Annotated in this window: 14 protein-coding genes and 2 tRNA genes; 10 read left to right on the top strand and 6 right to left on the bottom strand. The window is 75.1% G+C overall.

Annotated features, from left to right (window positions below; genetic code table 11):
- Nucleotides 1–65 precede the first annotated feature (65 nt).
- From AB5970_RS10110 to AB5970_RS10100, 3 genes are all read left to right on the top strand, one after another.
- Nucleotides 66–1,106, top strand: coding sequence for an ABC transporter ATP-binding protein (locus tag AB5970_RS10110; protein WP_370503809.1), 1,041 nt, complete (start codon nucleotides 66–68; stop codon nucleotides 1,104–1,106).
- Entirely contained in the window at nucleotides 1,103–2,023 is a 921-nt protein-coding gene (locus AB5970_RS10105) for an ATP-grasp domain-containing protein (RefSeq protein ID WP_370503808.1), read from the top strand. The genes AB5970_RS10110 and AB5970_RS10105 overlap by 4 nt, the downstream gene beginning before the upstream one ends.
- A gap of 112 nt (nucleotides 2,024–2,135) precedes the next feature.
- Nucleotides 2,136–2,211: transfer RNA gene (locus AB5970_RS10100), tRNA-His, on the top strand.
- Here the strand turns inward: AB5970_RS10100 and AB5970_RS10095 are convergent.
- Together AB5970_RS10095 and orn are read right to left on the bottom strand one after the other, a co-directional pair.
- The gene (locus AB5970_RS10095) at nucleotides 2,190–4,448 is read right to left on the bottom strand and encodes an FUSC family protein (RefSeq protein ID WP_370503807.1); all 2,259 of its coding nucleotides are present in this window, start codon (nucleotides 4,446–4,448) and stop codon (nucleotides 2,190–2,192) included. The genes AB5970_RS10100 and AB5970_RS10095 overlap by 22 nt on opposite strands.
- 21 nt (nucleotides 4,449–4,469) lie before the next feature.
- The gene (gene orn / locus AB5970_RS10090; RefSeq protein WP_370503806.1) at nucleotides 4,470–5,141 is read right to left on the bottom strand and encodes an oligoribonuclease; all 672 of its coding nucleotides are present in this window, start codon (nucleotides 5,139–5,141) and stop codon (nucleotides 4,470–4,472) included.
- A gap of 71 nt (nucleotides 5,142–5,212) precedes the next feature.
- On the opposite strand from orn, the gene AB5970_RS10085 reads away from it, so the two are divergent.
- Nucleotides 5,213–5,917, top strand: a complete 705-nt coding sequence (locus tag AB5970_RS10085) for a phosphatase PAP2 family protein (RefSeq protein ID WP_370503805.1) — start codon at nucleotides 5,213–5,215, stop codon at nucleotides 5,915–5,917.
- A gap of 1 nt (nucleotide 5,918) precedes the next feature.
- Here the strand turns inward: AB5970_RS10085 and AB5970_RS10080 are convergent, their stop codons facing one another.
- Nucleotides 5,919–6,170, bottom strand: coding sequence for a hypothetical protein (locus AB5970_RS10080; protein WP_370503804.1), 252 nt, complete (start codon nucleotides 6,168–6,170; stop codon nucleotides 5,919–5,921).
- Between the two features lie 111 nt (nucleotides 6,171–6,281).
- Entirely contained in the window at nucleotides 6,282–6,491 is a 210-nt protein-coding gene (locus tag AB5970_RS10075) for a hypothetical protein (RefSeq protein ID WP_370503803.1), read from the bottom strand.
- A gap of 153 nt (nucleotides 6,492–6,644) precedes the next feature.
- Between AB5970_RS10075 and AB5970_RS10070 the strand changes: the two genes are divergently transcribed.
- The gene (locus AB5970_RS10070) at nucleotides 6,645–7,517 is read left to right on the top strand and encodes an alpha/beta fold hydrolase (RefSeq protein ID WP_370503802.1); all 873 of its coding nucleotides are present in this window, start codon (nucleotides 6,645–6,647) and stop codon (nucleotides 7,515–7,517) included.
- On the opposite strand, the gene AB5970_RS10065 is transcribed toward AB5970_RS10070, so the two are convergent.
- Nucleotides 7,518–7,814, bottom strand: coding sequence for a hypothetical protein (locus tag AB5970_RS10065; protein WP_370503801.1), 297 nt, complete (start codon nucleotides 7,812–7,814; stop codon nucleotides 7,518–7,520). It abuts the gene before it with no gap.
- Nucleotides 7,815–7,878: 64 nt separating this feature from the next.
- A tRNA-Arg gene (locus AB5970_RS10060) sits at nucleotides 7,879–7,954 on the bottom strand.
- Between the two features lie 118 nt (nucleotides 7,955–8,072).
- On the opposite strand from AB5970_RS10060, the gene AB5970_RS10055 reads away from it, so the two are divergent.
- The 5 genes from AB5970_RS10055 to AB5970_RS10035 form a co-directional block, all read left to right on the top strand.
- On the top strand, nucleotides 8,073–9,839 hold the full coding sequence (locus AB5970_RS10055) for a dynamin family protein (RefSeq protein WP_370503800.1): 1,767 nt from the start codon (nucleotides 8,073–8,075) through the stop codon (nucleotides 9,837–9,839).
- The gene (locus AB5970_RS10050; RefSeq protein ID WP_370503799.1) at nucleotides 9,836–11,326 is read left to right on the top strand and encodes a GTPase; all 1,491 of its coding nucleotides are present in this window, start codon (nucleotides 9,836–9,838) and stop codon (nucleotides 11,324–11,326) included. Before AB5970_RS10055 ends, AB5970_RS10050 begins: the two co-directional genes overlap by 4 nt.
- Nucleotides 11,327–11,457: 131 nt before the next feature.
- Nucleotides 11,458–11,961 carry a single-stranded DNA-binding protein gene (locus AB5970_RS10045; RefSeq protein WP_370503798.1) on the top strand — a complete coding sequence of 168 codons (504 nt, stop codon included), beginning with the start codon at nucleotides 11,458–11,460 and terminating at the stop codon, nucleotides 11,959–11,961.
- 160 nt (nucleotides 11,962–12,121) lie between these two features.
- Entirely contained in the window at nucleotides 12,122–13,804 is a 1,683-nt protein-coding gene (gene ettA / locus AB5970_RS10040; RefSeq protein ID WP_370503797.1) for an energy-dependent translational throttle protein EttA, read from the top strand.
- A gap of 165 nt (nucleotides 13,805–13,969) precedes the next feature.
- The coding region (locus tag AB5970_RS10035; RefSeq protein WP_370503796.1) for a dynamin family protein at nucleotides 13,970–14,835 on the top strand (866 nt) is incomplete at its 3' end.

Raw genomic sequence — 14,835 nt, 5'->3', positions numbered from 1 at the left:
GGGGGTGGGCGGCAGATGGGCGCCCGGCGGTGCGGGTGTCGGACGCAGGCGCTAGCGTCCGGGAGGTGGCAGACGACCCGGCGATCGCCTTCGAGCACGTCAGCAAGTCCTACGCGAGCGGCTCGGGCGAGGCCGGCGCTGCCGTCGACGACCTCTCGCTCGCGGTGCACCCCGGCGAGGTGCTCGTGCTCGTGGGTCCGTCGGGCTGCGGCAAGTCGACCACGCTGCGGATGGCGAACCGGCTGGTCGAACCGACGTCGGGCCGCATCCTCCTGGAGGGCGAGGACGTCACCGGCGTCGACCCCGTGGGCCTGCGCCGCCGCATGGGGTACGTGATCCAGAACGTCGGGCTCTTCCCGCACCGCACCGTCGCGCAGAACGTCGCCACCGTGCCGGGCCTGGTCGGCTGGGACCGCAAGCGGACGGCCGCCCGCGTGGACGAGCTGCTCGACCTGGTCGGGCTCGCCCCGGACCGGTACGCGCGCCGCTACCCCCACGAGCTCTCCGGCGGCGAGCGCCAGCGCGTCGGGGTCGCCCGCGCGCTGGCCACGGACCCGCCCGTGCTGCTCATGGACGAGCCCTTCGGCGCGGTGGACCCCGTGGGTCGCCGGCGGCTGCAGACCGAGTTCGCCCGCATCCAGCGCACGCTCGGCATCACGGTGATGCTGGTCACGCACGACATCGACGAGGCCGTGCGCATGGCGGACCGCGTGGCGGTGCTCAGCCCGGGCGCGCACATCGAGCAGCTGGCGTCCCCCCTCGACGTGGTGGCGCGCCCGGCGACGCGCGCGGTCGCCGACCTGGTGGGCCGCGGACGCACGGCGCGGCTGCTCGCTCTCGGCCGGCTCGAGCGGGCTGACCTGGACGAGGTCGTGCCTGTCGCGGTGTCCGGCGCGCCGCTGACGGTGGGGACGGAGCTGGGCGAGGTGCTCGCCGCGTTCGTCGGCGTGGACGGGCCGCTCCCGGTGCACGACGCGCAGGGCAACGTCGTCGGCAGCGCCACGCCGGCCACCGTGGTGCGCGCGCTGGACCGCCTGACCGAGCCGTCGGAGGAGACGCACGCCACAGCGGGCGACGACGCCCCCGTCGGTACGCTGCGCACGTGACCACCTCGACGACCGCCCGCCTCGCGCTCGCCACGTGCGCCGAGCTGCCCGAGCTCGACATCGACGATCACGCCCTGCGCGACGCGCTGCTCGCCCGCGGCGTCGCGACCGACGTCGTGGTCTGGGACGACCCGACCGTCGACTGGGGCACGTACCCCCACGTGCTCATCCGCTCGGTGTGGGACTACACCGACCGGCCCGCCCAGTTCGCCGACTGGACCCGCAAGGTCGAGCGCACCAGCACGCTGCTCAACCCGGCGTCGGTGGTCGGCTGGAACATCGACAAGACCTACCTGCGCGATCTCGAGACGGCGGGCCTGCCCATCGTCCCGACCATCTGGCTGGACCCGGAGCGCAACCACGACTCGCGGGCCATCCACACGCGCTTTCCCGCGTTCGGCGACTTCGTCATCAAGCCGACCGTGAGCGCCGGCTCGCGCGACACCGGTCGGTACGACGCCGGCATCACCCAGCAGCGCTCGCTGGCGATCACGCACGCGAAGAACCTGCTGAGCGTCGGCCGGCGCGTGATGATCCAGCGCTACCTGCGCAAGGTCGACACGGTCGGCGAGACGGCGCTGGTCTTCATCGAGGGCACGTTCAGCCACTCGATCCGCAAGGGAGCGTTGCTCGCGGGCCCGTACCGCGAGGAGCAGAAGCTGTACGAGGAGGAGACCCTGAGCGCCCGCGAGGCCAGCGACGCGGAGCGCGAGCTGGCGGAGCGCGTGGTCGCGGCGCTGCCGAGCCTCGCGCCGGGGGTGGACGGGCCGCTGCTCTACGCGCGCGTCGACCTCATCCCGGACGACGAGGGCAACCCCGTGGTGCTCGAGCTCGAGCTCACGGAGCCGTCGCTGTTCTTCGCGTACGACGAGGGCTCGGCCGAGCGTTTCGCCGACGCGGTCGTCGCGCGGCTCTGACCCTGGACGGCAGTGGCCGAGGCCACTGACCAGGGGCACGGGACGATGAAAGAAACCCTCGGAGCCTCGGGTACACTTCTCGACGCCCCGGCGTGCGCGTCGGGGGATCGTGGTGGCTATAGCTCAGGTGGTAGAGCACCTGGTTGTGGTCCAGGGGGTCGCGGGTTCAAGTCCCGTTAGCCACCCCATCGCGTCGGGCGTCGACCAGCTGGTCGGCGCCCGACGTCGTCTCCGGGCGCGGTTCACCGCCCAGGCACAGGCGCGCGACCGGTCCGCCGAGCCTGGCCGACAGCGCCGCGGTGTCGTCGAGGAAGAGCCCGACCCAGGCCAGCTGCAGGTCGCGTCGGGCCACCGCGTCGGTGCGCGGCCGCCGCGCCGCGGCCAGCAGGCCGACCACGAGCTCCTGCGTGTCGTCGGGCAGCGGGTCGGGCACCGGCAGCCCCCGCTGCACCAGGGCGCCGGCGATGCCGTGGAACCAGCCTTGCGCGCCGGCCGAGCGGCCCAGCAGGAGCGCGGTGATCTGCCCCTCGGCGGCGGACGGGACCGGGTCGGGTCGCGGCAGCTGCTCGATCGCCTCGGCCGCGAGCCGCAGCCGGCCGACCCCGTTGGTCACGGCCGTCACGGTCTCGAGCCCCTCCGGCCCGAACCCGCGCTCGGCCAGGTACTGCCGCAGCGCGGAGTCCAGCCGCAGGGCCGCCGACGCGGCGTCGTCGTCGGTGGGCGTGAGGTCCGGGGCGAGAGCTCGCCGGACGGTGTCCACCAGCAGGTCGGACGTCGTCCGATAGGCCTCGGCCAGGGCGTGGCGCACCCGCGCGTCGGCGCTCCCCGGCCACAGCAGCAGCCCGACGACGAGCGCGGCCGCGCACCCGATCGCCACGTCCTGCACGCGGACGAGCCCGACCTGCCAGCCCACCGGCTGCAGGATGTTGAACAGGATCAGCACCGCGACGGTGAACGCGGCCTGGCCGACCGCGAACGAGACGGTCTGCGGCGCGAAGCCGGCCACGAGCACCGCGACGGGCAGCAGCACCCACAGCGTCGCGGGCCCGTCGCCGGCCAGCAGGATCAGGCCCCCGCCGACGACGAACCCCGCGACCGTGCCGAGCAGCGCGCGCAGCACCGTGGACGTGGTGGTGACCGCGGACGTCCGCAGCACCGACATGGCGCCGAGCACCACCCAGAACCCGTGCTGGACGTGGCTGAGCTGCGCCACCAGCACGGCGATCGCCAGTCCCGCGCCGGTCCGCATGCTGTTCTGCAGCCACACGGAGTCGCGGCGCACCTGCTGCGCGGCCAGCCGACCGGCCGCGGCGACCGGTCCGACCGTCAGGGGCGTCGAGCCGCGACCGAGCAGGCGGTCGACCAGCGGGCGCGCGTCGGCCGCCGCCGAGGCCGCGGCGGTCCGGCCCGCCAGCTCGGCGGCGTAGGCCCAGGCGTGCGCGCGCTGCGTGTGGTGGTCGCGCTGGTCGGCGGTGAGCGGCACGCCGCGCACCAGCTCGTCGGCCAGCTCGTCGGCGGCCTTCCGCCGGGTGTCCGCCAGCTCGGCGAGCGCGACGTCGAGGCGGCGCCGGGCGTCGGCGGCCGCGGGGGTGTGCGGGTCCGGGCGCAGGGACCCGCCGGCCGCCGCGAGGATCTCGGCGCACGAGCGGACCACCTGCCGGGTCCACGGCGGCCAGCTGCCCACCGCGTGCTGGTCCGACACGCGCACCAGCTGGCGCAGCCACTCGAGCTCGTCGGCGAGCCGCAGCAGCAGGCGGCTCCCGGTGGTCAGGGTGACGGGGCGGTACGCGGTGCCGCGCAGCGCCCGGCGCAGGTCGTCGAACGCGCCGTCGACCTGGCCGGCGGGCCGGGCGTCGCACAGCGCGGCGAGCTCGGCGCCCAGCGCGGTGCACGCCGCCGCCGACGTCGACCGCAGACGGTCGTGCTCCCGGGGCGGCCACAGCAGGAGCGCGGCGGGCACGCAGACCGCGGCGGCGACGCCCCAGCCGGCGAGCCGGGCGGGGATCTCCGCCGGGGCGGCCGGGAGCGTCACGGGCAGGACGAACAGGAGCAGGGTCGCGTTGCGCGCCGAGGCGACGGCCGCGGACACAGTCCCGGCGAAGGCCACGAGGGTGCCGACGACGAGCATCGCCAGCGTGGCCGCCCACCACGACGACGACGCCAGGGTGCCGAGGCCGATGAGCAGGCAGCCGACAACGACGAGGCCGAGGTACGAGCCGAGCCGGCCAGCGGGGCTGCCGGGGAAGTCGGCGAAGAGCAGCAGCGCGAACGACCCGAAGACGCCGAACGTGACCACCTCGGGATCGCCGAGCACCAGGTCGCAGACCGCGAGGACCGTCGTGGCGGCCAGCGCGAGGCGGACCGCCCGGTGCAGGGCGTACCCCTCGGGGTCGTGCCGGCGCAGCCAACGTCGCAGGCGGTGCACCTCACCTCCGACCCGGCGCGCTCAGCCTTCCGGCAGCAGGGCGCCCTTGACCGACGTCGCGACGACGTCCGCCGCGATCTTCTTCGCGGCCGCGGAGTCCGGGCCGGGCTGGGCGGGCAGCAGGGCCGCCCGGTAGTAGCGCAGCTCGTCGATGCTCTCGAGGATGTCGGCGAGCGCGCGGTGGCCGCCGTTCTTGCGCGGTGAGGCGAAGTACACCCGCGGGTACCAGCGGCGGGCCAGCTCCTTGATCGACGACACGTCGATCACCCGGTAGTGCAGGTGACCCACCAGCTCGGTCATGTCGCGGTCGAGGAACGCCTTGTCGGTGCCCACGGAGTTGCCCGCCAGGGGCGCCTTGCCCGGGTCCGGCACCCACGTGCGGACGTACTCGAGCACCTTCGCCTGGGCGTCCTCGAGCGTCGTGCCGCCGGCCAGGCCGTCGAGCAGGCCGGACGTGGTGTGCATGGTGCGGACGAAGTCGTTCATCTGCTCCAGGGCCTCGGGCGGCGGCGCGATGATCACGTCGACGCCCTCGCCGAGCACGCGCAGCTCCGAGTCGGTGACGACGGCGGCCACCTCGACGAGGGCGTCGGCCCCCAGGTCGAGGCCGGTCATCTCGCAGTCGATCCAGACGATGCGGTCGGCGCTCTCCTGGCCGGGGGCAGCGGGCGGGGGGGTCGGCGTGCTGGTCACGCAGGTCAGCCTAGGGGGCGGCACCGACTCCTGCGCTCGTGCGCGACGCCGACCCCGGTTAGCGTCGGTGGATGTCCCACGACGAGGCGCTCGCGCCCCCACCCGTCGCGACCGTCCGCGCGCGCCCGGTGCTCTGGGCGGTGCTGCCCGGTCTGCTGCTCGTCGTCGCCGGTCTCACGGCGTTCTTCGGGGTGCTCGACGGCGTCCGCGAGAAGGACGACCTCTGGGACCTCGACCAGCCCGTGCTCGACTGGCTCGTGGCGCACCGGACCACCGGCTTCACGTCCGCGCTGGCGGCCATCACGTTCGTGTCCGGCCCCACCGTCCTGCCGATCCTCGTCGGCGTCGCGTGCCTGGTCTGGGCGCTCGTCACCAAGGAGCGCTGGCGCCCGCTGCTGCTCGCGGCGGCGATGATCGGCTCGACGGCGATCTCGCTGGCGGTCAAGGGGCTCGTGGGCCGGGCCCGGCCGCCCGCGGAGACGATGCTGGTGCCGGGGGCCGAGACGACCGCGTCGTTCCCGTCCGGCCACACGCTGGGCGCGGCGACCTTCCTGCTCGTGGCGGGCTACCTCGTCTGCAGCCGGCGTCCGACGGTCGGGCGGCTGGTCGGCTGGGGGATCGCGACCGTCGTCGGCACCGGTCTGGTGGCCCTGAGCCGGCTGTACCTCGGGTACCACTTCCTCACCGACGTCGTGGCGTCGATGGCGCTCGCGGTGGCGGTGCTCGGCGTGGTGGTGATCGTCGACCGCCTGCACGCCGGTCGGTCGCCCGGCTGAGCTAGCGGGCGCCGTCCTCGTGACCCGGCACCGTCGACGCCAGCCACGCCGCGACCGGCACGACGACGGCGATCGCGCCGGCGATCCAGAGGCTCGCGGTCCACGACGTGCCCGCCCAGCGCAGGACGCCGAGCGTCCCGGCGCCCGCGGCCAGGCCGAGGCCGACCCGCTCGAGCCAGAGGACCAGGTGCCGGGCGAGACGGGTGCGGAGGGGCTGCTCGGCGGAGGGGTCCGGGGTGGCGTGCCGACGCATCACTGGCCGCCGGCGGGCCGGGGACGGGGGTGCGACGGCATGGCGACATGGTGGCACGCACGAGAGCGGGCGCGGACCAACCCGCGGTGACGGGTCGGTCCGCGCCCGAGGTCAGGCTGCGGTCCGGTGGAGCAGCGCGCCGAACGCGTCGGCGAGGGGCGTCCGACGCGCCGTGGCGCGCCGCGGATCCGGTGGCCGACCGATGTTCTCGGACGGCTGCCTGTCGCGCCGCGCCGCCTCGACGGCGCGGTCGTGCTGGGACTGAGCGAGGCGCTGGGCGTAGTCCTGGCGCGCGAGCTCGTGGGACATGGTCTGGTACACGGTGTGCTCCTGGGCATGACGGTGCCCGGGCCGGAGCCCGGACGATCTGGTGGTGTGGGAGTACTCGACCACGCCCGGACAGGCCTCGTCACGGGATTATTCGGCCCCTTTCGTCCGGGTTCGCCACCCCGGCGCCTGGCTACGCTGGACGTCGTGCACGTGCGCACCGGCCACCTCGAGGCCGGGCCTGGCCGGCTGTTCGTCCGGGTGGTCGGCACCGGGCCCGCGCTCGTCGTCCTGCACGGCGGGCCCGACCTCGACCACCAGTACCTGCTGCCGGAGCTGGACCGGCTGGCCGAGCACTGCACCCTCGCGTACTACGACCAGCGGGGCCGAGGTCGGTCCGCGCAGGGCGTCGTGCCCGAGGACGTCACCCTCGAGTCCGAGATGGCCGACCTGGACCTGGTGCGCGAGCACCTGGGCGTGGCGTCGGTGGCGCTGCTCGGCCACAGCTGGGGCGGCGTGCTCGCGATGGAGTACGCCGGCCGGCACCCGGGGCGCGTCTCCCACCTGATCCTGATGAACTCCGCCCCGGCGTCGGGGGAGGATGCTGCGGCCTACTTCGCGCACCGGCGCAGCGCCCGGCCCCCGGCCGAGCGGGAGGCCATGGCGGCCCTCGCCGGGTCCGCCGCGTTCCGGGCGGGCGACCCGGACGTCGACCTCGAGTACTTCCGGCTCCACTTCCGGGGCGCGCTGCACCGGCCCGAGCTGCTCGACGCCGTGGTCCCCCGGTTGCGCGCGGGCTGGACGGCGGCGGGGGTGCTCACGGCGCGGGCCGTCGAGGAACGGCTGGGGGAGCAGACCTGGTTCTCGCCCGGGTACGACCCGCTGCCGGCCCTGCGTCGCGTGACCTCGCCGGCCCTGGTGATCCACGGGGAGGGCGACGTCGTCCCCGTCGAGCTGGCGCGGCACGTGGCCGACGCGATCCCCGGGGCCACGTTCTGCGTGCTGCCGCGGTGCGGCCACTTCGCGTACCTCGAGGCGCCCGACGAGGTGGCGGAGCAGGTGGCGCGGCTGCTCGGGTGACTACCGGCCGGCGCGCCGCCTCGCGCGGCGGCGGGCCGCGACCTGGTTCACCGTCAGCCCGGAGCCGACGACGACGATCACCGAGAAGCCCGCCTGCAGGGCTGTCGCGGTGTCGGCACCGTGCGCCGAGCGCCACCAGCCGAGCGCGACGGCGATGACGACGACCACCAGCCCCATGACCACCATCTCGCGCCGCGACATGACGGCCTTGTCCCTCGTGCGGGTCCCGGTGACGGGTTCGGGGGTCAGATCGGAGCCGCCGGGACCGGTCGTGGTCGACCGGGGACGTTCCACCATGCTCGGACGGTAGCGGAGATCGAGCGCGAACGGGCGAACGTTCCTGCTGGTCAGCGACCCAGGATGGCGCCCCCGGCAGGACTCGAACCTGCAACCGACGGATTAGAAGGCCGTTGCTCTATCCGTTGAGCTACGGGGGCTGGACGTGCGCCCACAGCCTAACGGCGGGCCGCCCGGCGAATCGATCCGCACGAACCGGGCGCGATCGCACCGCGTGGCGCGTTTTGCCAGGTCAGATGACACCGCGACAATGGGCGCGTGAGCGCGCAGCCCGGCACGGCGCCAGTGCACCCCGCGCAACCTGTGCGGCCGCTGGCTGCACAGGCACGCCACGTCGCCCCCGATCCGCGCGACGTCCTGGCGCGGCCGCTCGCCGCGACCTCCCTGCTCGATGCCGTGCGCGACCTGCGCCGGGACGTCGAGGCCACGGGCTTCCCGCTCGAGCTCGAGGGCATCGCGTCCGCGCGGGCGTCCCGGGCGCGCCTGGTCGACCAGCTGGGCGAGCACCTGGTCCCGCGCCTGACCGAACTCTCCGCACCTGCGGTCGTGGTGGTGTCGGGCTCCACCGGCGCGGGCAAGTCGACCCTGGTGAACTCGCTGGTGGGCGCCGAGGTGAGCACGGCCGGCGTGCTGCGGCCGACCACCCGCCGGCCCGTCCTCGTGCACCACCCCCTGGACACCCAGCTGCTCTCGCACCACCCGGTCCTCGAGTCGGTGAGCGTGGTGGCGGACGAGCACGTGCCGCGGGGGATCGCCCTGCTCGACGCCCCCGACCTCGACTCGGTGCTCGAGTCCAACCGGGAGTCCGCGCACCGGCTGCTCGAGGCCGCCGACCTCTGGCTGTTCGTCACGACCGCCGCGCGGTACGGCGACGCGCTGCCCTGGCAGGTGCTGCAGGGCGCGGTCGACCGCGGGGCGTCGATCGCGATGGTGCTCAACCGCGTGCCGCCGGCGTCGCTGCCCACCGTGCGCGGGGACCTGCTCGACCGGCTGCGCGGGCACGGGTTGCAGGGGTCGCCCCTGTTCGTCGTGCCCGACCTCGGGCCGCACGAGGGCCTGCTGCCGCCGGCGGTCGTCGCTCCGATCCAGCGCTGGCTCGCGATGCTGGCGGGCCCGGACCGGGCGCGCACGGTCATCGGCCGGACCCTGCGGGGATCGCTCGCCGCCCTGCGCCCGTGGGTCGACGAGCTGGCCGAGGCCGTGCAGGCACAGGCCGACGCGGCCGCCCGGATCGCGGGCGTGCTCGACCAGGTGATCGAGGCGCCCACCGCGCAGGCGGCGGCGTCGATCCGTGGCGGCGCGGTCGCCGACGGTGCCGTGCGGGCGCGCTGGGCGGAGCTCTCGGCCGACGGGGCGCCGCTCGGCACGGTGGTCCGCTCGTCGGGGCGCGTCCGGGGCTCGTCCCGCGAGGGTCGCGCGCGCGCCGTCGCGCTCGAGCCGCTGGTCGACGACCTGACGCGCTCGGCGACGGCCGTGCTCACGTCCGCCGGTGCCCACACCGAGGAGGTGCTCCGGGCGGCGCTCACCGCGGCCGACCAGCCCGAGGGCGGGGCCTCCGTCGATGCCGCGTGGGCCGCGACCGGACTGCGGGCCGGGCGACGGACGACGGCCGAGCAGGCCGCGCGCGCCTGGGTCGCGCAGGGGCCCCGCGTGGTGCGCGCCGCGCTCACGGCGGGACCCGCCGACACGTCGCCCGACGGGGTCACCCGGCCGCGCCGCGACGTCGCGCGCGAGGTCCGTCGTCGGCGCAAGGCCGAGCACGCCCTCGGGGACGAGGGGCTGGCCGCCGTGGCGCTGGCCGCCGCCTCGGGCGTCCGCGAGGCCCACGACCTGCTGGTGGACCTGATCGACACCGCGGGCGAGCGCGCCGTCGCCGAGCTGCGCGACGACCTGGTGGCCCGGGTCGCCGGCCAGGTCGCCGTCGAGCGCGCCGCCGTGGGGGACGTGCTGGCGGACCCCGACCTCGCGGAGGACGCGGCGTCCCGCCTGCGCCTCCGCCTCGCCGTGCTGAAGGGACTCACGTGAGCACGACCCCCGACGGCCCCCTGCACGGCGACGAGACCGCTGCCCTGACCGCCCGGGTCGACGCGCTCGACCGCGCGCTCGCGGTCGGCGGCGCCCGCCTCGCGCCCGCGGTGGTCTCGAGCGTCGTCGCGACCGTCGACGGGGTGCGCGAGCGGCTCGCGCTCGGCGTGGACCACACGGTCGTGGCGCTCGTGGGCGGCACCGGCTCGGGCAAGTCGAGCCTCTTCAACGCGATCTGCCGCCTGGACTTCGCCGACGTCGGCGTGCGCCGGCCCACCACCTCCGAGATCACGGCGTGCGTGTGGGGAGGCGACGGCGGGCCGCTGCTCGACTGGCTGGGCGTCGTCCCCGACCGTCGGATCGAGCGCGAGAGCCTGCTCGACGGCGAGTCGGAGGCGCCCCTGCGGGGCCTCGTGCTGCTCGACCTGCCCGACCACGACTCGATCGCCCCGGAGCACCGCGAGGTCGTCGACCGCCTGCTCCCGCAGGCCGACCTGCTCGCGTGGGTGGTCGACCCGCAGAAGTACGCGGACGACGCCCTGCACAGCGGCTACCTGCGCCGGCTCGTCGGCCACGAGGCGTCCATGGTGCTGGTGCTCAACCAGGTGGACACGGTGCCGGAGGACGTCCGCGCCGAGCTGGTGGCGGACGTCGAGCACCTGCTGGTCGACGACGGGCTCACCGGTGTGCCGGTCCGCGAGGCCTCCGCGCGCACCGGGGAGGGCATCGGCGTGCTGCGCGAGCTGCTGGCCACCGCCGTGAGCTCGCGCTCGCTGGCCGCGCGGCACGCAGGGGCCGAGCTGAACGACGCCGCCGCGCTGCTCGCGGCCGAGGTGGCCGCGCGCGAGCCCGCCCCGGCCGCGCTGTCGGTCACCGACGTGGTCGACCGGCTCTCCGCCGCGGTGGGCCTGTCGGCCGTGGCCGCCGGCGTCGGCGCCGCGGTCCACGCCGGCTCGTCCGGCGCCGCACCCGGCTTCGGGGCGGTGCAGGAGGACACCGTCGGGCTCGCGCGGGCGTCGTGGCTCGACGCCGTCACCACCGGCCTGCCGCGGCGGTGGGGGCAGGACGTCGCCGAGCGGGTCGCGTCGACCGCCGAGCTGCGGCTCGCGGTCACCGACGCGCTCACGCACCTCGCGGTCTCGACGCGGCGGTCGGCGGTCGCCGTGTGGCTGATGGCTGGTGCGGTGGTGCTGGCGGGGGTGGCGCTGCTGGTGGCCTCGATCGCGGTCGGCTCGCTCGTCGGCGGGGCGCGCGCGAACGTGTGGGCGCCGATCGGGGCGGTCGTGCTCGTGGTGGCGGCGGTCGCGGCTGCGATCGGGTCCGTGGCGGCCCGCCGGGCGGCGGCGCGGCGACGGTCCGCGCGCGTGCTGGAGGACGGCCGCGCGGCGCTCGAGAACGTCGCACGCGCGCGGCTCGCGGTGCCCACCGAGGCCGTGCTCGCCGAGCACCGCACGGTGCGCGAGCTCATCGCCGCCGCGCGCGGCTGAGCCGCCCACAGCCCCACGCCGGGGTGCGCCCGTCCACGGTCCTCGTCGATCGAGCGTCTCCGCACCCGCCCGTCGCGCAGCCTGGTCGCACGAGCCCCGCACCCGCAGGGCGCCCGGCACTGGAGGCACGCATGAGCACGCAGACCTTGGACCTCACCGTCGTGGGGTGGATCGGCACCGAGCCGAAGATCTTCCACGAGAGCGACGGCGGCGTCCCGTACGCGACGTTCCGGCTGGGCAGCACGCGCCGCTGGTTCGACAAGGGCGCGGGCGCCTGGCGGGACGCGCAGACGGAGTGGTTCCACGTGAAGGTGTTCCGTGCGATGGCGGTGAACTCGGCGCGGTCCCTGCGCAAGGGCGACCCGGTGATCGTGCAGGGTCAGCTGTCGACCGAGGAGTGGGCCGGCCCCGAGGGCCCGCGCACCACCCTCGTGCTCGACGCCGTCGCGCTCGGCCCCAACCTGGCGTTCGGCAGCAGCCACTTCGCGCGGACGGTCAACCAGTCCGCCGCGGCCGGGTCCGACGAGGCGCCGGCCGACGTCACCGAGCTCGAGGAGCTCGCGGACGACGACGAGCTGGGGGCACCGCCCGCCGACGACGTCGCGCCGGAGCTCGCGCTGGCCGCAGCCGGGTGATCGCCTAGGCTGGGGCACCGGCAACCCGACCGTGCGGCAGGTCGGACCGCGCGCACCCCGCTGCGCGGTCGACCCGCCGTCGCCGATGCCGGTCAGCAGTGCCCCGAGCCCACGCGAGCGCCGGGGCGACCCCACGATCACCGAGGCGGACGAAGAGCCAGTGGCTGAGTTCATCTACTCCATGTACAAGACGCGCAAGGCGCACGGCGACAAGGTCATCCTCGACGACGTCACCCTGAACTTCCTGCCGGGCGCCAAGATCGGCGTCGTCGGACCCAACGGCGCCGGGAAGTCGACGATCCTCAAGATCATGGCCGGCCTGGACCAGCCGTCGAACGGCGAGGCGCGCCTCAGCCCGGGCTACACGGTCGGCATCCTGCAGCAGGAGCCGCCGCTGAACGAGGCGAAGACGGTGCTCGGCAACGTCGAGGAGGGCGTCGCCGAGATCAAGGGCAAGCTCGACCGCTACAACGAGATCTCGGCGTTGATGGCCGAGCCGGACGCCGACTTCGACGCGCTGCTGGCCGAGATGGGCCAGCTGCAAGAGGCCATCGACGCCGCCGACGCGTGGGACCTCGACGCCCAGCTCGAGCAGGCCATGGACGCGCTGCGCTGCCCGCCGCCGGACGCGGACGTCACCATCCTGTCGGGTGGTGAGCGGCGCCGGGTCGCCCTGTGCAAGCTGCTGCTGGAGAAGCCCGACCTGCTGCTCCTCGACGAGCCCACCAACCACCTGGACGCGGAGAGCGTGCTCTGGCTGGAGGCCCACCTCAAGGACTACCCGGGCGCCATCCTCGCCGTCACCCACGACCGGTACTTCCTCGACCACGTGGCCGAGTGGATCTGCGAGGTCGACCGCGGTCGCCTGTACCCGTACGAGGGCAACTACTCGACGTACCTGGAGAAGAAGGGCGAGCGCCTCGCCATCCAGGGCAAGAAGGACGCCAAGCTCGCCAAGCGCCTCAAGGAGGAGCTGGAGTGGGTGCGGTCCAACGCCAAGGGCCGGCAGACCAAGTCCAAGTCGCGCCTGGCGCGCTACGAGGAGATGGCGGCGGAGGCGGACCGCACCAGGAAGCTCGACTTCGAGGAGATCCAGATCCCGCCGGGCCCGCGCCTGGGCTCGATCGTCCTCGAGGCGAAGAACCTGGAGAAGGGGTTCGACGGGCGCACGCTCATCGACGGCCTCAGCTTCACGCTCCCGCGCAACGGCATCGTCGGCGTCATCGGCCCCAACGGCGTCGGCAAGACCACGCTGTTCAAGACCATCGTCGGGCTCGAGCCGCTGGACAAGGGCGAGCTCAAGGTCGGCGAGACGGTGTCGATCTCCTACGTCGACCAGTCGCGCGGCGGGATCGACCCCAAGAAGACCCTGTTCGAGGTGGTCTCCGACGGGCTCGACTTCCTCAAGGTCGGCAACGTCGAGATGCCGTCGCGGGCCTACGTCGCCGCGTTCGGTTTCAAGGGTCCGGACCAGCAGAAGCCGGCCGGCGTGCTGTCGGGCGGCGAGCGCAACCGGCTCAACCTCGCGCTCACGCTCAAGCAGGGCGGCAACCTCCTCCTGCTCGACGAGCCCACCAACGACCTGGACGTCGAGACGCTCGGCTCGCTGGAGAACGCGCTGCTCGAGTTCCCCGGCTGCGCCGTCGTGGTGTCCCACGACCGGTGGTTCCTCGACCGGGTGGCGACGCACATCCTGGCGTACGAGGGCACCGAGGAGAACCCGGCGAACTGGTACTGGTTCGAGGGCAACTTCGCGTCCTACGAGGAGAACAAGGTCGAGCGCCTCGGCGCCGACGCGGCGCGCCCCCACCGGGTGACGTACCGCAAGCTCCGCCGCGACTGAGCGCAGCACGACGGCCGTCCCGCACCCGGTGCGTGGGCGGCCGTCGTCGTCTCCCGGCGCGCGCCGCCGTGCCCCGTGGGGCACGATCGGGTCGACCCGCGCCGCCGATCGTCGGCGGACCTGCGCGGATACGCTCGCTACGACGTGAGGGAGGCGGGTGCGGCGATGGAGCACGATGAGCTCGTCGGCGCCCTGCTGGCGCTGCGCAGCCACGTGGCCGACCTGCGCCTCCCGCTCGAGACGCCGACCGCGGCGACCGCCCGCGCCGACCGCCAGCGCGTGCTGGACCAGCTCGACGACTACCTGCTGCCGCGGCTGCGCGACCCGGGGGCTCCCGTGCTCGTGGTGGTCGGGGGCTCGACCGGCGCGGGCAAGTCGACCCTGGTGAACTCGCTGGTGGGCACCGACGTCAGCCCGTCCGGGGTGCTGCGGCCGACCACGCGCTGGCCCGTGCTGGTGCACCACCCGCTGGACGTGCGCTGGTTCAGCTCGGACCGGGTGCTGCCGTCGCTGACGCGCGCCGACGCCGCGGACGAGCGCGGGCTGGCGGGCGCGCGGCCGGGGCTGCGGCTCGTGGCGTCCGAGGCGGTCCCGGTGGGGCTCGCGCTGCTGGACGCGCCGGACGTGGACTCCGTCGAGGAGGGCAACCGCATCCTGGCGGCCCAGCTGCTGGGCGCGGCGGACGTCTGGCTGTTCGTCACCACCGCCGCGCGGTACGCGGACGCGGTGCCGTGGGAGCTGCTCGCCGACGCCGCGCGCCGCGGGACCCACCTCGCTCTCGTGCTGGACCGAGTGGACGCCGGGGCTGAGACGGCGGTCGGCGACCACCTGCGGCAGATGCTGGCCGAGGCGGGGCTGGCGTCGGCGACCGTCGTCGTGGTCCCCGAGGTGCCGCTCGAGGACGGCCTGCTGCCGGAGGTCGCGGTCGGGCCGGTCGCGGACTTCCTCACCACCACCGCGACCGACCCGCAGGTGCGGGCCACCGCGCTGGCGGAGACGTGGGACGGCGCCGTGGCCGACGTGTCGCGGCG

The organism is Cellulomonas sp. ICMP 17802, from assembly GCF_041295535.1.
Taxonomy (GTDB): Bacteria; Actinomycetota; Actinomycetes; order Actinomycetales; family Cellulomonadaceae; genus Cellulomonas.
Note: the sequence above shows the minus strand (reverse complement) of the source record. Positions and strands in the feature narration are given on the sequence as shown.

Excerpts from the sequence above, each read along its gene's own strand:
- AB5970_RS10065 (WP_370503801.1), bottom strand. The coding sequence starts at position 7,814 with ATGGTGGAACGTCCCCGGTCGACCACGACCGGTCCCGGCGGCTCCGAT.
- AB5970_RS10080 (WP_370503804.1), bottom strand. The coding sequence starts at position 6,170 with ATGCGTCGGCACGCCACCCCGGACCCCTCCGCCGAGCAGCCCCTCCGC.
- AB5970_RS10045 (WP_370503798.1), top strand. The coding sequence starts at position 11,458 with ATGAGCACGCAGACCTTGGACCTCACCGTCGTGGGGTGGATCGGCACC.
- AB5970_RS10085 (WP_370503805.1), top strand. The coding sequence starts at position 5,213 with ATGTCCCACGACGAGGCGCTCGCGCCCCCACCCGTCGCGACCGTCCGC.